Origin of the sequence: Amycolatopsis sp. NPDC005232 (genome assembly GCF_040607795.1) — a bacterium.
Classification (GTDB): Bacteria; Actinomycetota; Actinomycetes; order Mycobacteriales; family Pseudonocardiaceae; genus Amycolatopsis.
Genome location: NZ_JBEXHL010000002.1, coordinates 1 through 17423 on the forward strand (window position 1 = coordinate 1; position 17423 = coordinate 17423).

The window sequence follows — 17423 nt, forward strand, 5'->3', positions numbered from 1 at the left end:
AGAACGCGGCGCCCGAACAAAAGACGCCCCGGACACCGATCCCGACCGCCATCGGGAGGTGACGCCGGCGTCGTCGTTTTTTGCGCGACCGGTCCACTCGGGCCGCGGATCTGACCCGACGGTTCCACTCGCGCCGCTGGCTTGGCCCCAACCGGTCCCCTCACCCCGCCGACCGGGCGCGACCGGTCCACTCGCGAGCCCGACGTGACAGGCCGCCGTGCGGCAAGCTCGGCATCAGAAGTCCGCTCGCACCACCGAAGCGGCACGACGGGTCCCATCGCGGGCCCCCGGCTCAGCACCAGCCGTCCCGTCGCGACCCGCCAGCACACGACGGCCGGTCCAGCCGCGTCACCGACCTGACCCGCCCGGTCCACTCACCATGAACCCGGCGCGACCGGTCCCTTCGCACGGCAAAGTCCGGCTCGACGGGTCCAGTGGCGCGGCAGGTCCGGCACGACGGGTCCAGTGGCGCGACCGGTCCCTTCGCACGGCAAAGTCCGGCTCGACGGGTCCAGTGGCACGGCAGGTCCGGCACGACGGGTCCAGTGGCGCGGCAGGTCCGGCACGACGGGTCCAGTGGAGCGGTAATCCCGGCATGATCAGTCCTCTCCGCACCATCGAGCCGGCAGGACCGTTCACTGGCGCGGCAGCCCGGCGTGGAGAGCCCACTCGCGCCTCGGAACCGGCGTGACCGGTCCACTCGCGCCCGTCAGACAGCACTATCGGTCCACTCGCACAGCAAATTCGGCGCGACTGGTCCCACCGGCCGAGATGCACGACCGGTCCACTCGCGAAATCAGCCCGGCCCCAGCGGTCCACTCGCGCAGCCCAATCCGGCCCGAGCGGTCCACTCGCGCTGCCATCCCGGCTCCACCGGTCCACTCGCGCAGCCAACCCGAGCACGACTGGTCCCACCACTCAGCCAACCCGGCCCCACCGGTCCCCTCGCGCAGCCACCCCCTCAACCACCCCCGCACCACCAAACGCGCACCCCCTCCCCAAACCACACCAAAACCCCGCCACCGATGCGTAAGTTGGCCGAGTGCGCGACATCAACGGGTCACTGGCACGGCAATCCCTGCTGGTGGCCCTCGTCTGCCTGGTCTGCGACGTCTCCCTCTTCACCCTCCGCGGCCCCCTGCCCGAAGCCGGCTGGCGGGGCTGGGTGGTCCTCGCCGGCGCGGTCATCGTGGACGCAGCCCTGGCCGGAGCGGCCAGATACTCCGGCTGGGTAGCAGCCGGTCACGCCGCACTGTTCGTCGCCGCCCGCTGCTCCTCTGCACCTGCACCGGATTCGTGGTCGGCAACAACGCGGGCATCCTCGTCGCCGGGTATCGGGCCGGGGCGTGGTTGCGGGTGGGGCCCGCGGTGGTGGCGCTGGCGGCGATGCTGGCGGGCGTCGGCGCGGGGGAGCTGCTCGGCGGTGGCCGGGGCTCGAACCCGGCGCTCATCGCGATCAGCATGGCCGTCTCGGCGGTGCTGCCGTGGCTCGTCGGGCGGTACACGACCGCCCGCGGCGCGTACATAGCCGACCTCGAGCGCGAAGCCGAAGAGCGCCGAAGGCACGAAGCCGAAGCCGTCCGCAGGGCCGTCCTTGAGGAGCGCGAGACCATCGCCCGCGATCTGCACGACGTGATCTCCCACCACGTCAGCGCGATCGGCGTCCACGCCGGCGCCGCGCGGCTCGGGCTGGCCGAAGGAGACAGCCCGGTCCGGACCTCGCTCGGAGCCGTCGAGTCCGCGAGCCGCTCCGCGATGGCCGACCTGCGCCGCCTGCTGGATCTGCTGCACGCGCGCGGCGACGAAGCCGCGCAGCCCGGGCTGGACAACCTCGACGAGCTGCTCGACACCGTCCGCGCCGCGGGTCTGCCTGTGCGCCTCACAGTGCATGGCGACGTGCGAGAAGTCCCCGGCTCGCTCGACGTCGCCCTCTACCGCATCGCGCAGGAAGCGCTCACGAACGCGTTGCGCCACGGCACCGGGCCCGTCGAGCTGGAGCTGGACCACCGGCGCACGGAGATCGTCCTCACCGTCACCAACGAAACCGGCAGGCCCGCAACACCACGAGACGGCGCCCACCGCGGCCTCGCCGGCATCCGCCAGCGCGTGACGCTCTTCGGCGGCGAAGTCACGTACGGACAAAAAGACACCACTTGGCAGGTCAAGGCCGGCTTCCCCCTGGAGGTGGCGTGAGCACACAGCGCCGGCCTGCTCAAGCCGACCGGATGCGGGTGTCCCGCAAGACACAGGAGGTCGCATGATCCGCGTGTTGCTCGCCGACGACCACGCCATGTTCCGCTCCGGCATGCGCGCCCTCCTCGACACGCAGCCCGACTTCGAGTGCGTCGGCGAAGCGGCCGACGGACGTGAAGCCGTGGCGGAAACCCAGCGCCTCAAACCGGACGTCGCGGTCCTCGACGTCCGCATGCCCCGCCTCGACGGCCTCGCCGCCACCGAGGCCATCCTCGCCACCCCCGGCAACGACACCCGCGTTCTGGTCCTGACCACCTACGACGCCGACGAGTACGTCTACCGCGCCCTGCGCGCCGGCGCCAGCGGCTTCCTGCTCAAGAGCCTGGCCCCCGAAGAGCTCGTGGCCGCCATGCGCGTCGCGGCTAGGGGTGACGCGTTGATCGACCCGTCCGTCACGCGCCGGCTCGTGGCCGGCTTCGCCGCCAGCCTGGAGCCCCGCGCCGCCGAGCCGCCGGAGCTGGCTCGGCTCACATCCCGCGAACGCGAGGTGCTCCTTCTCATAGCCGACGCGCGCAGCAACGCGGAGATCGCACGCCAGCTTCACGTCGGCGAGGAGACTGTGAAGACGCACGTCTCGCGCGTGCTCGCGAAGCTCGGCCTGCGCGATCGCGTGCACGCCGTCGTCTACGCCTACCGCAACGACCTGGTCGCGAAAGAGGCCACCTAGGAGGAACCGTCGTGAAACGCTGGATCACGTTGGCCATCGGCGCGGTGCTGGTGCTGGTGGGGGCCGTCTGGGTCCTGCAGGGCGCCGGCGTCATCACCGGCAGCTTCATGACCGGTCAGAAGATGTGGTTCCTGATCGGACTGGTCGCGATCCTCGTCGGGGTCGTGGTCGTCGCCGCCACAGCTCGGCGGACCACGAAGAAGTAACTCAGGCGGGCATCAGCTCGAAGATGGGATAGCCCGGCGCGATCTCGCGCAGCTTCTCCTCCGGCGCCTTGGCGTCCACACCGTCGAAGAACACGCCGACCTCGAACTTCCAGCGCTTGAGGTACGCGCGCAGCAGCACGGGCTTCTCGTCGTCGGTCAGCTCGCGGTAGGTGAAGCCCTCCACGCGCTTGCCGACGCGCAGCTGCCCCTCGCCGGCCACGCGCAGGTTGCGCACCCACTGCGTCTCGCCGCGCGGCGCGACCAGGTAGCGGCCGCCCTCGAACGGCAGCAGGTTCACCGGCACCTCGCGGATCTCGCCGGTCTTGCGGCCACGCACCATCAGCACGCGGCTGCCCACCACGCTCACACCCCGCTTGGTCAGCCACTGCACGAAGTTGTTGAACGAGTTGGTGGCCTTGGCGGGCTTGATGTAGCGCTTCTCGGTGTTCATCTCACGACCTCCAGTTTTTCGAGAGCACTGCTCTCCGTTGAGATCAGTGAACACCACATCGCGCTCAGCGTCAAGAGCAGTGCTCTCCATTTTGTGCAACGCTCTCGAAGTGGCACACTGGTCCCCATGACCGCCACCAAGACCGCCCGCGAACGCGCCCGCGCCGAGCTGACGCGGGAGATCAAGGACGAAGCCCGCCGCCAGCTGGCCGAGGTCGGCGCGCACGGGTTGTCACTGCGCGCGGTCGCGCGTGAGCTGGGCATGGTGTCCTCGGCGCTCTACCGCTACTTCCCCAGCCGCGACCGGCTGCTCACCGAGCTGATCATCGACGCCTACGACGCCGTCGGCGAGGCCGCGGAGAAGGCCGACCCGGGCACCGGCGGCCCGCGCGAGCGCTGGCGCGCCGTCTGGCAGGCGACCCGCGCGTGGGCCAAGGCGCACCCGCACGAGTACGCGCTGATCTACGGCTCACCGATCCCCGGCTACCAGGCGCCGCAGGACACGATCGTGCCCGCCGCGCGCGTGGCGCAGGCGATGGCGAAGGTGCTGCTCGAGGCTGATCCGCACGAGCCGGCCGTCACGGCGCCGATGTCCGCCGAGCTGCGCGCGCAGGCCGAGGGGCTCGCCCGGGACCTGGGCACGAACGCGCCGGCCGAGGTCGTGACGCGGCTGATCGGCGCGTGGACGCAGCTGTTCGGCGCGATCAGTTTCGAGCTGTTCGGGCAGTACGTGGGCAGCGTCGACCCGTCCGACGCCTACTTCGAGCACCTCACCGGACAGATGGCCGACTTCGTGGGGCTGTGCAGCCGTGACGCTGTGAACTAGCCCTCCCAGGACGGTTCATCGACGGCGGAGAGACGGTACGTTCGCGCGTAACGACTTCGCGGGGAAGGTGGTTCGACGTGGCGGGATGGGCCGAGCGGGTCAGCAGGGTCCGAGTGGTCGGGACCGGCGTGATGGGGCGCGGCATCGCCCAGCTCGCCGCGACCGGCGGGGTCACGGTCGAGCTGGCCGACCTCGACCTCGACGCGGTGCGCTCGGCGCTCGACCACGTGCACAGCATGCTCGACAAGCTGGTCTCCAAAGGCCGCCTGTCCGAGGACGAGGGGCGCGCCGCCAAGGAGCGCCTGGTGATGGTGGACGCGCCGTCCGCGCCGGCCCAGAACGTCGACCTCGTGATCGAGGCCGTGCGCGAGGACCTCGAGGCCAAGCGCGTGCTGTTCGGCAAGCTCGAGCAGGTCTGCCGGCCCGACACGGTGTTCGCCACCAACACGAGCTCGCTGTCGGTCACGGAGATCGCCGCGGGCCTGAGTGATCCGACGCGCGTCGTCGGCCTGCACTTCTTCAACCCCGTGCCGCTGATGCGGCTGGTCGAGGTCGTCCCCGGCGTCCGCACGGTCGAGTGGCTGCCCGAAGAGGCGCTGAAACTGGTCCGCCGCTGGGGCCACGAACCCGTGCTCGCGAAGGACGCGCCGGGTTTCCTGGTCAACCACGCCGGGCGCGGCCTGAACACCGAGGCGCTGCAGATCCTGTCCGAGTCGGTCGCCGAGCCGGTGGACGTCGACCGCATCGCGCGCGACGTGCTGGGGCTCAAGCTCGGGCCGTTCGAGCTGCTCGATCTCACCGGCCTCGACGTCTCCCACGCCGTACTCGAAAGCATCTGGAGCGGCTTCCACTCCGAGCCGCGGCTGCGCCCGTCGTGGCTGACGCGCCCGCGCGTGGCGGCGGGGCTGTTCGGGCGCAAGAACGGCGAGGGCTTCTACCGCTACGTCGACGGCAAGCAGGAGGTCGCGCCTGAACCGGCTGCGCCGCCGGCCCCGGACAAGCCCGTGTTCACCGCCGAGGAACGCCTCGGCCGCCTGCTCAACGGAGCCGGCGTGCAGGTCGTCGCCGACGCGTACCCCGACGCCGTGCTGCTGGTGGCCTTGCGCGGCGAGTCCACTTTGGACGCCGCTGCCCGAGCCGGCCTGCCCGCATCGCGCGTCTGCGGCGTGGACGCCTTGAGCGGCTACCAAGGCCGCCTCACCCTGTCCGTCCACCCGGGACTCGACCCCGCCGCGGGCCGCGCCGCCTGGGGCGCTTTGGCCGCCACGGGCCAACCGGTGACCATCGTCCAGGACGGCCCCGCACCCGTCGCGCAACGCTTGCTGGCCTCGATCGTCAACACGGCGTGCTACATCGCAGCCCAGAACCTCGCCGACCCGGCCGACATCGACACCGCCGTCCGCCTCGGCCTCGGCTACCCGCGCGGCCCTCTGGAATGGGGCGACCTCGTCGGTGCGGACAAGGTGCTGCGCGTCCTCACCGGTCTGCACCAGTCCACAGGGGACCCGCGCTACCGGCCGAGCAGCTGGCTGATCGAACGCGTCGCGCTCGGCCTGCCGCTCACCTCGAAGGGCACGCGGCCCGCCGACCTGCTCTGAACCACAGGAACCACAGGAACCGCGGGAACCGGGGGTGCCGCCCCGACCGCGGCACCCCCGGTTCCGGCGCGGGTCAGTCGAAGCTGCAGCCCGGGTTCGGCGCGTCGTCCGAGAGCGGCGCGCCGTGGGGCAGGACGTAGAGGACTTCCAGCACCATCGGCGTGGTGCCTTCGTTGCGTCCTTCGTGGACGTGGTCGGCGCCGGCGGGTTCCATGATGCTGTCGCCCTTGTTGTAGACCCCGTCGACGGAACAGTCGGACTTGTAGTGGGTCAGCGTCCCGGAGAGGACCTTGCCGTAGAGGTTGCCTTCGTGGCTGTGCCAGCCGGTGGTGCCGGGGCTGGCGGGGCTGCCCGGGGCGATCGTGATCTTGCGGAGCACGTAGTCGGTGTTGCCGACCGTCCACTGTGCGATGACGGTCGCGCTGACGCCCCGGCCAGGGGTGGCGGACGCGACGGCGGGCGTGAACAACGCGGTGAGGGCGGCAACGCCGGCGACGGCGGCCAGGGCGAACTTGCGCATGGAAGACCTCTCTCGTGATCTTCCGCGAAGCTACCTCACGAACCCTTGTCTGAAAGTTCCTTACTTCCCGGCTTTGCGGGCAATTCCCACCCTTCGGAACGCCACAATGGACAGATCACCCACGCCGCTGCTCCCGGCGTGGGTGACCTCGACCACTCACCAGCGCCGGTCCACCGGGCCGCCAGTCGGCGTCCATACGATGTACCCGCCCTGGAAGTCGCTGCGATAGCCCGTGCCGTAGCGGTACTCGTCCGATGTCGGCAGTCCCAGGTACGACTTCTCCCACCCGAGCGCGGCCCAGCGCTTGCGGATCTCGCCCTTCACGTTGTGCGCGCCCGTCGCCGCGCTCCAGTAGATCGACGCGTTGCCGGTGAAGTGGTTGTAGCGCGCAGCTCCGTTCGGCGTCGCGGTTTCGTCCGTGGTCGGGTAGCCGAAGCCGCGCTCCCAGCCGTACGCCGCCCACTTCTGCTTGATCGCGCCACCGATCTCGTGCGCGCCGGTCGACGGCGTCCAATAGATCGAAGCACCACCGGTGAAGTGGTTGTACCGGCCGACGCCGTCCGGGGTCACCGATTCGTCGGTGGTCGGATAACCGAGGACGCGTTCCCAGCCGTACGCGGCCCACTTCTGCTTGATCGCCCCGTTGATCCAGTGCGCACCCGTGGCCACGGTGTAGTAGATCGAGCCGCCGCCGCTGAAGTGGTTGTAGCGGCCCACTCCGTCGGGCGTGCCGGCCTCGTCGTTGATCGGGTAGCCCATGGTCTTTTCCCAGCCCCGCGCCGCCCACTTCGCGCGGATCAGGCCCTGGATCGAATGCGCCCCCGTCGAAGGCGTCCAGTAGATCGACGCCGCCTGCGTACCCGGCGTGCCCTGCAGGTGGTTGAAGTGGCCGACGCCGTCAGGGGTCAGCGTCTCGTCGGTCACCGGCGGCCCGTAGGCCTGGTGCCCGCCGATCGCGAGGTACTCGGCGAGGATCTGACCACCGATCTCGCGCACGCCGGTGGCCGCTGTCCAGTACAGGCGCGCGTTGGCGTACGAGCGGTAGTGCACCGGGCCGTCGATCACCTCGGGACCGGTCGCCGCGCCGACGAGCGTGCGCAGCGCGGGTTCCGCGGCGTAGCGCTGGTCGATCGCGGTGGCGTAGTTCGCGGTCAGCGTGGTGTCGCTCACGCCGACGGTGATCGACCACGAAGCGGTGGCCGGCCCGTCCTGCCAGCCGGTGAACTTCGACGCGCCGTCGCTGCCCAGCGGTGCCGCCGTCACGTCGAAGGTCGCGCCCTCGGTGACCAGCGCACTGCTCACGCCGCCCTCGCTGGGGATGCTGAGCGCGGCCGGCTGCGTGCTCACGAGCGTGAGCCGGTGCTGGCGCGGCATGGCGACGTACGTCTTGCTCGCCTTCACGCCGGCGCTGTCGGTGACCGTCGCGGTGAACTCCATACGCGAGTCGGTGTGGTCGGTGAACGGCACGGAGAGCGACGGTCCGGTGGCACCGTCGTCGGGGTGCACGTGACACGCGCCGAGGTCGGGACAGTGCCGGATCAGCGACGTCCACGTGACGGGCAGGGTGCCGTCCTCTTCGTCGGTGGCCGTGGCCGTCAGCGAAACCGGCTCGCCGACGGCGAACGTCTTGTCCGGAGTGGACAGTTCCAGGTCCGGTGAATGGTTGCCCGGCGCGACCGCGACCGTCGTGGTCCCCTTGGCGCCCAAGGGGTCCTGGGCGGTGAGCGTGGCCGTGAACGACGCTCCCGCGCCGTACTGGTGGCTCGCCTTGACACCCGTCGCCGTGGTGCCGTCGCCGAAGTTCCAGGTGTAGGTGATCGCGTCGCCGTCGAAGTCGTAGGAACCACTGGCGTCGAAGGAAACCGTCCGCGTGTCGGGATCGGTCGACGACGTCGCCACCGCGACCGGCGCCGCGTTGTTCGTCGAGTAGCTCAGGCGGCGCAGGCGGCTGCCGTTGAGGTCGGCGAACACGATGTCACCGTTGGGTGCCGCGGAGATCCGTGTGACGCCGCCGATGTTCGCGAACGGCGGCGGGTTCACCGGCGCCTGCGTGAGGGCGCCCTGCGCGTTGTACTTGAGCGTCCACAGCTTCTGGCCCGCGTAGTCACCGAAGAAGTACGCGCCCTGGTACGCGGCCGGGTACGTCGTTCCATTGTAGACAACGCCACCGGTGATACTGTTGCCGTTCGTCGGCCCGGTGCCGTGCTGGTGTTCCCACAGCGGCGGCGTGTTCACGACGTGGGCGCAGCGCGCGTCGGTGCTGTAGCCGGGCGTCGGGTGGTTGCCCTCCCAGCACGGCCACGCGAGGTTCGCGCCGGGCTGCACCACGTCGATCTCTTCCCACAGGAACCAACCGACGTCGCCCACCACGGGCAGGCCGCTCTTCGGGTCGAGCGTGAAGCGGAACGGGTTGCGGAAGCCGCTCGCGAACACCTTGCTGCGCGTGGAATCCGGGGCCGAAGCCGCGTAGTACGGGTTGCTCGGCACACCCTTGCCGTCCGACGTGATGTGCAGGATCTTGCCGGACGGCGAGTCGAGGTCCAGCGCCGCGAAAGCGACCTCGTTGGTCTTGCCCGCGTCGCCGTTGTCGCCCACGGAGTACCAGAGCGTGCCGTCGGGTGCGGGGATCACGGTGTCGAGGCCGTGGATGTAGTACTGGCTGCCGGGCAGCTCGAAGATCACGTTCTCGCCGGCGAGCCCGGCGGGGTGACCCGAACCGTCAAGGGTCACGGTGAAGCGCGCAGCGCGCAGCACGTACTGGCCGCCGCCCGTGCTCACGGCGCGGTTGAGGTAGATCTGGTGCGAGGTCGCGTAGTCCGGGGCGAGCGCGACGCTCGTGAGCCCCATGTCGCCCTGCGTCTCGACCGGGAAGTTCGCGATCCGCACGGGGGCGCCCGAGCCGTCGGCCGGGACCCAGTTGACGGCACCGCTCTTGCCCAGCGCCAGCACGCTGTCGTCGGGCAGCCACGCGAAGTCGGTGAAGTCGTAGGGCGAGAGTCCGGTGGGCGTGTCCCGCAGCACGAAGCCGGCGGGCAAGGTCGGCGCGACGTCGTCGGCCACTGCTACCGACGCGGTGATCGGGACCAGCACCACGGCCAGCACGGCGGCCGTCAGCAGCGAGCGGAGCTTGTTCCAGGCCATTCGATGCCCCTTCGTGAGTGATCGGTTATCGCTCACGAAGAGGACGTTGTTACCACATCCGGGTGAATCGCGTTAAGTACCCGCACCGGACGACGGATATCACCCGGACCTGCGAACGCTGTGAAGATTCGAACACCTGAGCCCGCCCCGGATGGTTGATATTTGTCTACAAATAACCATCAAAGCGTTAGTTGAGTATAGAAAATTCACGCCTGCTCCACCACGACCCCACAACGAGGTGATGATCGTGAGGCGTTCCCGGTTCAAACTCGCGCACGCGGCACTGGCCGCCCTGACCGTCCTCGGTCTCGGCACCGGCCTGGCCCCGAGCGCGTCGGCCGAAACGTTCCCCGTCTCCAACTCCCAGCTCCCGCTCTCGCCCGGCTGCAGCTTCGTCGACACGACGGTGCCGAGTGAAGTGCTCAACCACCAGGTGGTTCCGCTGCCCGTCGGCTCGATCACGGCGCCGCCCGAGCTGACCATCCACGGCCGGCTGTGCCTGCCGGCGTCCGGCTCCGCGAAGACGGTGATGCTGGCACTGCACGGCATCACCTACACCAACCAGTACTGGGACTCCGGCTACCAGCCCGAGACCTACTCGTTCGTCCGGCAGATGACCGCGGCCGGCTACGGCGTGTTCGCCATCGACCGCCTCGGCTACGGCAAGAGCGCCCACCCGTCGGGCGCGCTGGTCACGCTCGACGTGCAGGCCGAGGTCGCGCACCAGGTGCTGCAACAGCTGCGTGCGGGCAAGATCGGCGGCTCGCCGTTCCAGCACGTGATCCTGGTCGGGCACTCCTACGGCACGGCGACGTCGTGGCTGGAGTCCTCGATCTACAACGACGCCGACGCCGTGATCGGCACCGGCTGGGGCTCGAGCATCCAGCTCGACCCGCTGGTCCGGTTCTTCAGCGGCTTCGCGCGCAACCCGGCGATGATCGACGCCAAGACGGCGTCCGCCGTCGGCCTCGACCCGACGGACTTCACGCCGCCGGCGGGCGGACGTAATCAGGACTTCCTCTACGTGTTGTCCAATGTCGATCAAGGAATGATCGATTACGACCAGAACGTGTTGCGCGACACCGTGACGCTCGGCGAGGGCTCGACGTTCATCAACCGCTACAACAAGCTCTCCCTCGGCGCCATCCCCAGCACCGGGCAGGAGCTGTCGCTGCCGCTGTCCACGTACACCGAGCAGATCCGGATCCCCATGTTCCTCGTGGACGGTGAGAAGGACCTGTTCTTCTGCGGCCCCGGCGCCGCGCGCTGCGCCTCGAGCCAGGCGCTGCAGAAGGAGGAGGCGCAGTACTTCGCGCCGGCCGCGTGCATCCGGGCCGCGGTGACGCCGGCCGCCGGGCACGATCTCAACCTGCAGCGCAACGCGCCGGACACGTACCGGACGATCCGGACGTGGGCGGACCAGGCCGTCGGGACGGACGGTTCGCAATCGGCCGCGTATCGCTCGAGCTGCCAGGCGTACTCCGGGACGAACGGCACGAGCGGTCCCGCCGTATTCGGGCCCTTGGCTGCGTGAGAACAAAAAGAAGTGGGGGCGCCGGTTCGACCGGCGCCCCCACTTCGCGTTTCACCCACCCGTCAGGGCACGACCTGCACGACGTCGCCGACGTGGAGGGTGTTGAAGAACTTGAGCGACGACGTCGCCGAGAGGTGCACGCAGCCGTGGGAGTACGTCTTCAGGCTGCCGGTGTGGAAGGCGTCGCCGGGGTAGAAGAAGACCGAGTTCGGCATGGGCGCGTTGTCGAACTCGCGGCTGTAGTGCATCTTCTCCTTCGACAGCACGCGGAACGAGCCCGTCGGCGTCGCGTAGCCCTTGCGGCCCGGCAGCATCGAGACGGGGCCGTAGATCACCTTGCCGTCCTGCAGCAGCCACGCCTTGTGCGCCGAGATGTCCACGCACGCGGCTGTGCCCGACGCGGCGGCGGCCTTGGCGCACGGCACGTTGGCCGTGGTCGTCGCCGGCTTCGGCTTGGTCGTGGTGGGCTTCGGTTTGGTGCTGGTCGGCTTGGTGCTCGTCGGCTTGGGCTTCGACGTGCTCGTGGCCGGCGAGCTGGTGGTGGCCGGGGCACTGCTCGTGGTCGCGGGCGCGCTGCTCGACGTGGCCACCGAGGTCGTCGGCGCGCCACCGCCGGCACCGGCCTCCACCGCGCCGCCTCCGGTCACGTTGGCGGGCGACGCACCGCCGCCGGAACACGCGGCGAGCACGAACGCACTGGCCACGGCCGCGATCCCCACCAGAAGCCTCTTCACGATCCGGTACCCCCAGGGTCGAACTCGTCAGTCGAACTTGTCACGGGGATAGACGACCGTCCCCCGGTGGTGGTTGCGGTCCCAAGGTCACGATTTCGCGCGGCTCCACCCCCGGGTGGACGCGAGGATCCACCCGGAACCCGCCCGTGAGCCGACGAAACGGCAGGTCGGAAGGACGAATCTGGGTGTCACCACCGACCAAGGAGCCCCCGATGAACCCGCTGACCATCCTCGCCTACCTCGCCATCGCGGCCCTCGTCCTCTACCGCGTGGTCTACAAGCAGCTGCGCGGCACGCTGCTGAGCCGGAAGTCGCTGGTCACGATGCCGCTCGTGCTCACCGCCATCGGCGTGTTCACCACGGCCCAGGCGCTGCCGAAGGCGAGCACCGGCGAACTCGCGCTGCTCGGCGCGGACATCGCGGTGCTGGTCGTGCTCGGCCTGGCCCGCAGCGCCAGCACCACGCTCACGGCGCGCGGCACCACGACGTTCCAGAAGGGTTCGGCGCTGACCCTCGTGCTGTGGCTCGCGACCATCGGCGCTCGCGTCGGCTTCGGCTTCCTCGGCGGCTACCTGGGCTTCGGCAGCGGCCTCACCTCGGCGTCGATCCTGCTGACGCTGGGCCTGAGCATCGGCGTCCAGAACGCGCTGACCTACTACCGCATCCAGCAGCGCGGCCTGCCGCTGGCCGAGCAGAGCCGGCCGGCGGTGCGGGCCTGACGCCTACACCGCGAAATCCTCCCGACCGCACCCGGGCCGGGAGGTTTCGTCATCCCCGGACCTGCGCCACCACGCGGGCGTACATCCTCGCGGGACTCGGCAACGCGTGCAGGAAACCCGGCAACGGCGGCAGATCACGGACGAACGGGCCCAGGCGCGCGTACAACGCGTCGGCGCCGGACGGGCGGTCCGCCGGGTCCTTCGCGAGGGTCGCCGCGAGCAGTGCGTTGAGCGCGGCGGGGACCCCCGGCACGGCGGCGGGCGCGTCCTTCACCTGCTTCTCGAACACGGCGTACGCGGTGGGACCGGTGAAGAGCTGGCGACCGGTGAGCATCTCGTGCAACGCGCAGCCCAGCGCGTACAGGTCGCTCCTCGGCTCCGCGAGGCCGCGCTGGATCTGCTCCGGCGCCATGTACGACGGCGTACCCAGCAGCTGTCCGGCGCGGGTGAAGCGGGCGACGTCGGCTTCACGCAGCACGGCGAGGCCGAAGTCCATCACCTTCACGCTGCCATCGGGGCACAGCATGAGGTTGGCGGGCTTGAGGTCGCGGTGGCAGACGGACCGGGCGTGGGCTGCCGCCAGCACGGCGGCCGTCTGCGCCGCGATCGCCGCGGCCCACGGCACCGGCAACGGGCCGTGCTCGGCGAGGAGATCGGCGACCGTGACGCCGTCGACGAACTGCATGACCTGGAACAACCGGTCGTCGTGGGTGCCGAAGTCGTACAACGTGGGGACGCCGGCGTGGTCGAGCGTCGCGAGGATGCGGGCTTCGCGGGCGAAGCGTTCTTCGAGCTCTTCATCGCGGCCAGGCAGGCGCAGCAGCTTGATGGCGACGCGCCGGTCGAGCCGCCGGTCGTGCCCGCGGTGCACCGCGCCCATCCCACCGCGGCCCAGCGGCAGCTCGTCGACCTCGTAGCGATCGGCGATGAGCATGGGTTCCCTTCAGGCGCCGGGCCGCAGCCGTCCTTCGGCGAGCGCCGCAAAGCCTAGCCGGACCAGGTCACGGCCGATTTCCGCCGTCTCCCGCAACGCCCGGTCGAACTCGGCGAGGGCGCGGAAGGCGGCGCCGTACGAGCGTTGCTCGGCGAGCGGGTAGCGCGGCACTCTGAGGCGCCTCGCGTCGATGCGGGTCGAGGCGCTGTGCACGGGGAAATCGGCCGCGCGCAGGCAGCCGGCGAGGAACTCGGCGTCGAGGCGGGCGGGATCGACGCGGTAGAGCGAAAGCGCGGGGCCGAGCCGCACGGGTGGTCCACTGTGGACTTTGACAGCGCCGGTGACGGACGCGATCACGTCGCCTTCGTGCGCGATCACGGCCGCGTCGTCTGGGGCCGCGTAGCCGGTGGGGGCGCGGCCGGCCAGGACGTCGTCGGGGGTCAGGACGGGTTCGTCGCCGTCGCCGGTCCGCGCGGGTGCGTGGTGGATCTCCAGCGCGCCTGCCTTCACCAGCTCACCGACGGTGGTGTGCGGCGGTTCCTCGCCCGTCGGCTGCAGCGACGGGAGCTCGAGGCCGACGCGGCCGAAAAGCCGTTGTGCGGCAAGGAAAGCCTCGCCGAGGTCTTCGCGGGCGGTGCGGCGCTGGGCGGGAGTGAGGTCGACGTCGTCGTCGAGGAGGTCGATGATGCGCTCGCCGGTGCCGTTGTCGAGGTGGTCGCGCCACAGGGCTTCGGCGTGCTCGACGGTCGTCTCGGCGATCAGCGCGGTGGCGGGCGCGCGGCTGCCGGGCTCGGGTCTCGTCAGGAGCCAGAGGTCGGCGCCGGGGGCGAGCGTGAGCACTGCGCGCAGGGCGCCGGCACGCAGGAGGTTGGCGCGGATGCGTTTGCCGCTGCGCCGGCCGGCGGCGGCGCCGGGCATGAGGATGGCGACGGTGCCGCCGGGTTTCACGCGCGCGAGGCAGTGCTGCACCCACGCGAGCTCCGACTCCCCGCGCGGCGGCAGCCCGTACTCCCAGCGCGGGTCGCCGACGAGCTCTTCGTGGCCCCACGCGCGTTCGTTGAACGGCGGGTCGCAGAGGACCACGTCGGCCTGCTGACCGGTGAAGGCGTCTTCACGGAGGGAGTCGCCGGCGTGGACTTCGGTGTCGGCGCCGTGGAGACGCAGGCGCAGGGCGGCGATGCGGGCAGTGGTGGGGTCGCTGTCCTGGCCCTGGGCGCGGGTGGCCTCGGCGGCGTCGGCGGCGATCAGCAGGGACCCGAAGCCGCACGCCGGGTCGAGCACGGTGGTCCCCTTCGCGCCGGCGAGGCGGACCATCAGGCTCGCGTACGAGGGGGGCGTCGGCGAGACGCGGCGGGCGTGGGCGTCGAAGTAGCGTTCGCAGAGCTGCTCGAACGTCCAGCTCGCGCCGTTCGTCGTGGCCACCTCGGTGAGGAGGGCGAGCAGCTCCGGGTCGTCCGTGGGACGTTCGGTGGCGTGGGCGAGGTACTCACCGGCGTCGGCGACGCGGGTGTCCAGCTCGAGGTCGTCGCCGAGGGCGCGCAGCCGTTGCCACGCCAGGTCGATCGGCGCGAGCTCCACAGGCCGGCCGCGGCTGGTCAACCAGGCCTGCACCTCGGGCAGCGAGAACAGCGGGCTGGACGCGGTGCCGCCGACCGGGCGCGGGAAGTCGTCGTGGCGCCGCCGCCAGTTGCTCACCGCGGCGCGGCGCACCCCCGCGAGCCGGGCGATGTCGGCGGCGCTGACCGTCGCGGTGTCGTCCATGACCAGCACGATAGCTGATGACCGGAGTTTCCAGCGTTTTGCTTGTTAACTCAGTCAACCAATGGTTTCATGGTGACATGGCCACCAACCAGACCCGGTTCACCCTGCGCTACGCCGCGGGCTCCGACACCGGGCGACGACGCTCGATCAACGAGGACTCCGTCTACGCCAGCGGACGCCTGCTCGCTGTGGCCGACGGTATCGGTGGTCAGCCGCACGGGGAAGTGGCCAGTGCCACCGCGGTCGGCGTGCTCGCGAGCCTGGACTCCGAGCTGCGCTCGCTCGACCTCACCTCGCTCGACCTCCAGAGCACCCTCGCCGACGGCGTCCGGCGCGTCGGCGAGCGCCTCGCCGAGGTCGCCGAGCAGGACCCCGCCACCCACGGCATGGGCACCACACTCACCACCCTGCTCTTCGACGGCGTCCACTTCGCCGCCGCCCACATCGGCGACTCCCGCGGCTACCTCCTGCGCGACGGCGAACTGCACCGCATCACGCGCGACCACACCCTCGTCCAGGCCCTCGTCGAAGACGGTCGTATCTCCCAGGCCGAAGCCATCGACCACCCGCGCCGCTCGCTGCTCATGAAGGCGCTGCAGAGCACCGGCTCGGGCGACCCGGACGTCTGGGAGTTCACCCCCCTCGCCGACGACCGCCTCCTGCTCTGCTCCGACGGCCTCACCGCCGGCGCCGGCGAACCCGCCATCGCCGAGACCCTGGCCGCCGGCACCCCCGGCGAAGCCGTCCCCGCCCTCATCACCCTCGCCAACGACGGCGGCGGCCCCGACAACATCACCATCGTCGTCGCCGACGTCGTCCCCGCCTGATCGCCACCCCCGGCCCACCTGCGGGACCGCACCACCCCATCCGGTACGCTTCTCCACGGAGGATTGGCCGAGCGGCCTAAGGCGCACGCTTGGAAAGCGTGTTGGGTTCACGCCCTCGCAGGTTCGAATCCTGTATCCTCCGCCGCGATAACAGGCGAAACGCCGGGCAGCTTTCACGAGCTCCCCGGCGTTTTGTCGTTCGCGGGCTCCGGCCGAAGCGCCACTCTTGTTGCGTAGCCACGATTCCTCACCGCGTGTGATCGGCCCGCGAAGAGGACCAAGCGGCACACCACTTCCGAAAACGCGAATTTCCTTTCATATACCCGTTTTCTCCCATGCCCGTCCGCCTGGAGGCCGTTGCCGAAGCGTTGCTGATCGACGCCCGCGCAGGCCGGGGGCTAGCCGAGGACCTCCGAAACCCACCTCGACCGCACCCGCTAGTCTCCTCCGCAGACTCGATCGTAGAAGTTCGGAGAGGTTCATCGGTGTCACGAATACCGGCCTGACCTGGGCGCGGCCACACGCGCGCGAGCCTCGAAAACCGCAGGTCACCATGGCTGGAACACGGTTCGGGGGTCCCGTCACCAACCGCTGCCCGCGAGGCCCCGGACGTCACCCACGTCCGGGGCCTTGTCGATTCTCCCCCAGTTCCTCACTTACCGAAGACACCTGATCACGCTAAGTTTGTACGTGGTCGTTCCAGCCCCGACGCACCGAGGAGTCCGCCCCCATGCCCGGAGTGGAAGAGATCCGCGCTGGCATCGCGCTCGCGAACGAGAAGGCGTCCGCGAGCATCGCCGCCCTGCAGCAGGCAGCGCAATCTCTCGAAGAAGCCCAGTTGTCGCTTTCCCAGGCGACGCAGGGCAGCAGTCAGCACGAGGTCAACCAGGCCCACGGTCTGCTGGCCGAAGCGCTGAACGGAATCACCGGGATGCAAAGCACCATCCAGGCCAGTATTTCGTCGGCCGACTCCTACTCGGCCCGGTTGTAGCTCCATGTCGGGACTCGCCGAGATCCACCAGTTGCTCACCGCCGCGATGGCGGGCCTCACCGACGGGCGCGCCCACGCCGAGCGGGCCAAGTCCCTGCTCGGGGACGCCCGCAGAGCGCTCGTCGACGCACAGGCGAAAGCCGATCCTTGGCTGCCGACGCAACTGGACCAGGCCGACGAGGGACTCGACCATCTCCTCACCCGCCTAGCCGCCGCCGACGATCTGGTGAGCGGATACCAGTCACGCCTGTAGGGACGACCT

At 70.3% G+C, this 17423-nt stretch carries 16 protein-coding genes and 1 tRNA gene; 11 read left to right on the top strand and 6 right to left on the bottom strand.

The window, feature by feature from the left end; genetic code table 11:
* The first annotated feature begins 1296 nt into the window (after positions 1-1296).
* The 3 genes from ABZU76_RS03780 to ABZU76_RS03790 all read left to right on the top strand — a co-directional run bounded on the left by ABZU76_RS03780 (position 1297) and on the right by ABZU76_RS03790 (position 3126).
* Entirely contained in the window at positions 1297-2193 is an 897-nt protein-coding gene (locus tag ABZU76_RS03780) for a histidine kinase (RefSeq protein WP_354864793.1), read from the top strand.
* Between the two features lie 64 nt (positions 2194-2257).
* Positions 2258-2920, top strand: coding sequence for a response regulator transcription factor (locus ABZU76_RS03785; RefSeq protein ID WP_220244944.1), 663 nt, complete (start codon positions 2258-2260; stop codon positions 2918-2920).
* A gap of 11 nt (positions 2921-2931) precedes the next feature.
* Positions 2932-3126: a hypothetical protein gene (locus ABZU76_RS03790; protein ID WP_220244945.1), complete on the top strand. Its 195-nt coding sequence runs from the start codon at positions 2932-2934 to the stop codon at positions 3124-3126.
* Between the two features lies 1 nt (position 3127).
* Here ABZU76_RS03790 and ABZU76_RS03795 read toward each other — a convergent pair whose 3' ends face one another.
* On the bottom strand, positions 3128-3577 hold the full coding sequence (locus tag ABZU76_RS03795) for a nitroreductase family deazaflavin-dependent oxidoreductase (protein WP_220244946.1): 450 nt from the start codon (positions 3575-3577) through the stop codon (positions 3128-3130).
* Between the two features lie 126 nt (positions 3578-3703).
* On the opposite strand from ABZU76_RS03795, the gene ABZU76_RS03800 reads away from it, so the two are divergent.
* Together ABZU76_RS03800 and ABZU76_RS03805 are read left to right on the top strand one after the other, a co-directional pair.
* Positions 3704-4402, top strand: coding sequence for a TetR/AcrR family transcriptional regulator (locus tag ABZU76_RS03800; RefSeq protein ID WP_354864797.1), 699 nt, complete (start codon positions 3704-3706; stop codon positions 4400-4402).
* Between the two features lie 77 nt (positions 4403-4479).
* The gene (locus ABZU76_RS03805) at positions 4480-6000 is read left to right on the top strand and encodes a 3-hydroxyacyl-CoA dehydrogenase (protein WP_354864799.1); all 1521 of its coding nucleotides are present in this window, start codon (positions 4480-4482) and stop codon (positions 5998-6000) included.
* Between the two features lie 73 nt (positions 6001-6073).
* Here the strand turns inward: ABZU76_RS03805 and ABZU76_RS03810 are convergent, their stop codons facing one another.
* Together ABZU76_RS03810 and ABZU76_RS03815 are read right to left on the bottom strand one after the other, a co-directional pair.
* Positions 6074-6520 (bottom strand): cupin domain-containing protein, encoded by a 447-nt coding sequence (locus tag ABZU76_RS03810; RefSeq protein ID WP_354864801.1) that lies wholly within the window; start codon positions 6518-6520, stop codon positions 6074-6076.
* 156 nt (positions 6521-6676) lie between these two features.
* Entirely contained in the window at positions 6677-9661 is a 2985-nt protein-coding gene (locus ABZU76_RS03815) for a PQQ-dependent sugar dehydrogenase (RefSeq protein WP_354864803.1), read from the bottom strand.
* Positions 9662-9908: 247 nt separating this feature from the next.
* On the opposite strand from ABZU76_RS03815, the gene ABZU76_RS03820 reads away from it, so the two are divergent.
* The gene (locus ABZU76_RS03820) at positions 9909-11195 is read left to right on the top strand and encodes an alpha/beta hydrolase (protein WP_354864805.1); all 1287 of its coding nucleotides are present in this window, start codon (positions 9909-9911) and stop codon (positions 11193-11195) included.
* A gap of 62 nt (positions 11196-11257) precedes the next feature.
* Here ABZU76_RS03820 and ABZU76_RS03825 read toward each other — a convergent pair whose 3' ends face one another.
* Positions 11258-11929: a L,D-transpeptidase gene (locus ABZU76_RS03825; protein WP_354864807.1), complete on the bottom strand. Its 672-nt coding sequence runs from the start codon at positions 11927-11929 to the stop codon at positions 11258-11260.
* Between the two features lie 212 nt (positions 11930-12141).
* On the opposite strand from ABZU76_RS03825, the gene ABZU76_RS03830 reads away from it, so the two are divergent.
* Positions 12142-12648, top strand: a complete 507-nt coding sequence (locus tag ABZU76_RS03830) for a hypothetical protein (RefSeq protein ID WP_354864809.1) — start codon at positions 12142-12144, stop codon at positions 12646-12648.
* Positions 12649-12697: 49 nt separating this feature from the next.
* Here the strand turns inward: ABZU76_RS03830 and ABZU76_RS03835 are convergent, their stop codons facing one another.
* A complete protein-coding gene (locus ABZU76_RS03835) occupies positions 12698-13582 on the bottom strand; it encodes a serine/threonine-protein kinase (protein ID WP_354864811.1) in 885 nt (294 codons plus the stop codon).
* A gap of 9 nt (positions 13583-13591) precedes the next feature.
* Positions 13592-15343, bottom strand: a complete 1752-nt coding sequence (locus tag ABZU76_RS03840; protein WP_354864813.1) for an N-6 DNA methylase — start codon at positions 15341-15343, stop codon at positions 13592-13594.
* Positions 15344-15420: 77 nt separating this feature from the next.
* Between ABZU76_RS03840 and ABZU76_RS03845 the strand changes: the two genes are divergently transcribed.
* The 4 genes from ABZU76_RS03845 to ABZU76_RS03860 all read left to right on the top strand — a co-directional run bounded on the left by ABZU76_RS03845 (position 15421) and on the right by ABZU76_RS03860 (position 17414).
* Positions 15421-16170 carry a protein phosphatase 2C domain-containing protein gene (locus ABZU76_RS03845; protein WP_220244956.1) on the top strand — a complete coding sequence of 250 codons (750 nt, stop codon included), beginning with the start codon at positions 15421-15423 and terminating at the stop codon, positions 16168-16170.
* A gap of 57 nt (positions 16171-16227) precedes the next feature.
* Positions 16228-16312, top strand: a tRNA-Ser gene (locus tag ABZU76_RS03850).
* A 588-nt stretch (positions 16313-16900) separates the two neighbouring features.
* Positions 16901-17161, top strand: coding sequence for a hypothetical protein (locus ABZU76_RS03855; RefSeq protein ID WP_220244957.1), 261 nt, complete (start codon positions 16901-16903; stop codon positions 17159-17161).
* Positions 17162-17165: 4 nt separating this feature from the next.
* Entirely contained in the window at positions 17166-17414 is a 249-nt protein-coding gene (locus ABZU76_RS03860; protein ID WP_220244958.1) for a hypothetical protein, read from the top strand.
* Positions 17415-17423 lie beyond the last annotated feature (9 nt).

Coding starts and splice junctions, on each gene's coding strand:
- ABZU76_RS03785 (WP_220244944.1), top strand. CDS start 2,258: ATGATCCGCGTGTTGCTCGCCGACGACCACGCCATGTTCCGCTCCGGC.
- ABZU76_RS03795 (WP_220244946.1), bottom strand. CDS start 3,577: ATGAACACCGAGAAGCGCTACATCAAGCCCGCCAAGGCCACCAACTCG.
- ABZU76_RS03800 (WP_354864797.1), top strand. CDS start 3,704: ATGACCGCCACCAAGACCGCCCGCGAACGCGCCCGCGCCGAGCTGACG.
- ABZU76_RS03810 (WP_354864801.1), bottom strand. CDS start 6,520: ATGCGCAAGTTCGCCCTGGCCGCCGTCGCCGGCGTTGCCGCCCTCACC.
- ABZU76_RS03815 (WP_354864803.1), bottom strand. CDS start 9,661: ATGGCCTGGAACAAGCTCCGCTCGCTGCTGACGGCCGCCGTGCTGGCC.
- ABZU76_RS03830 (WP_354864809.1), top strand. CDS start 12,142: ATGAACCCGCTGACCATCCTCGCCTACCTCGCCATCGCGGCCCTCGTC.
- ABZU76_RS03835 (WP_354864811.1), bottom strand. CDS start 13,582: ATGCTCATCGCCGATCGCTACGAGGTCGACGAGCTGCCGCTGGGCCGC.
- ABZU76_RS03840 (WP_354864813.1), bottom strand. CDS start 15,343: ATGGACGACACCGCGACGGTCAGCGCCGCCGACATCGCCCGGCTCGCG.
- ABZU76_RS03845 (WP_220244956.1), top strand. CDS start 15,421: ATGGCCACCAACCAGACCCGGTTCACCCTGCGCTACGCCGCGGGCTCC.
- ABZU76_RS03855 (WP_220244957.1), top strand. CDS start 16,901: ATGCCCGGAGTGGAAGAGATCCGCGCTGGCATCGCGCTCGCGAACGAG.
- ABZU76_RS03860 (WP_220244958.1), top strand. CDS start 17,166: ATGTCGGGACTCGCCGAGATCCACCAGTTGCTCACCGCCGCGATGGCG.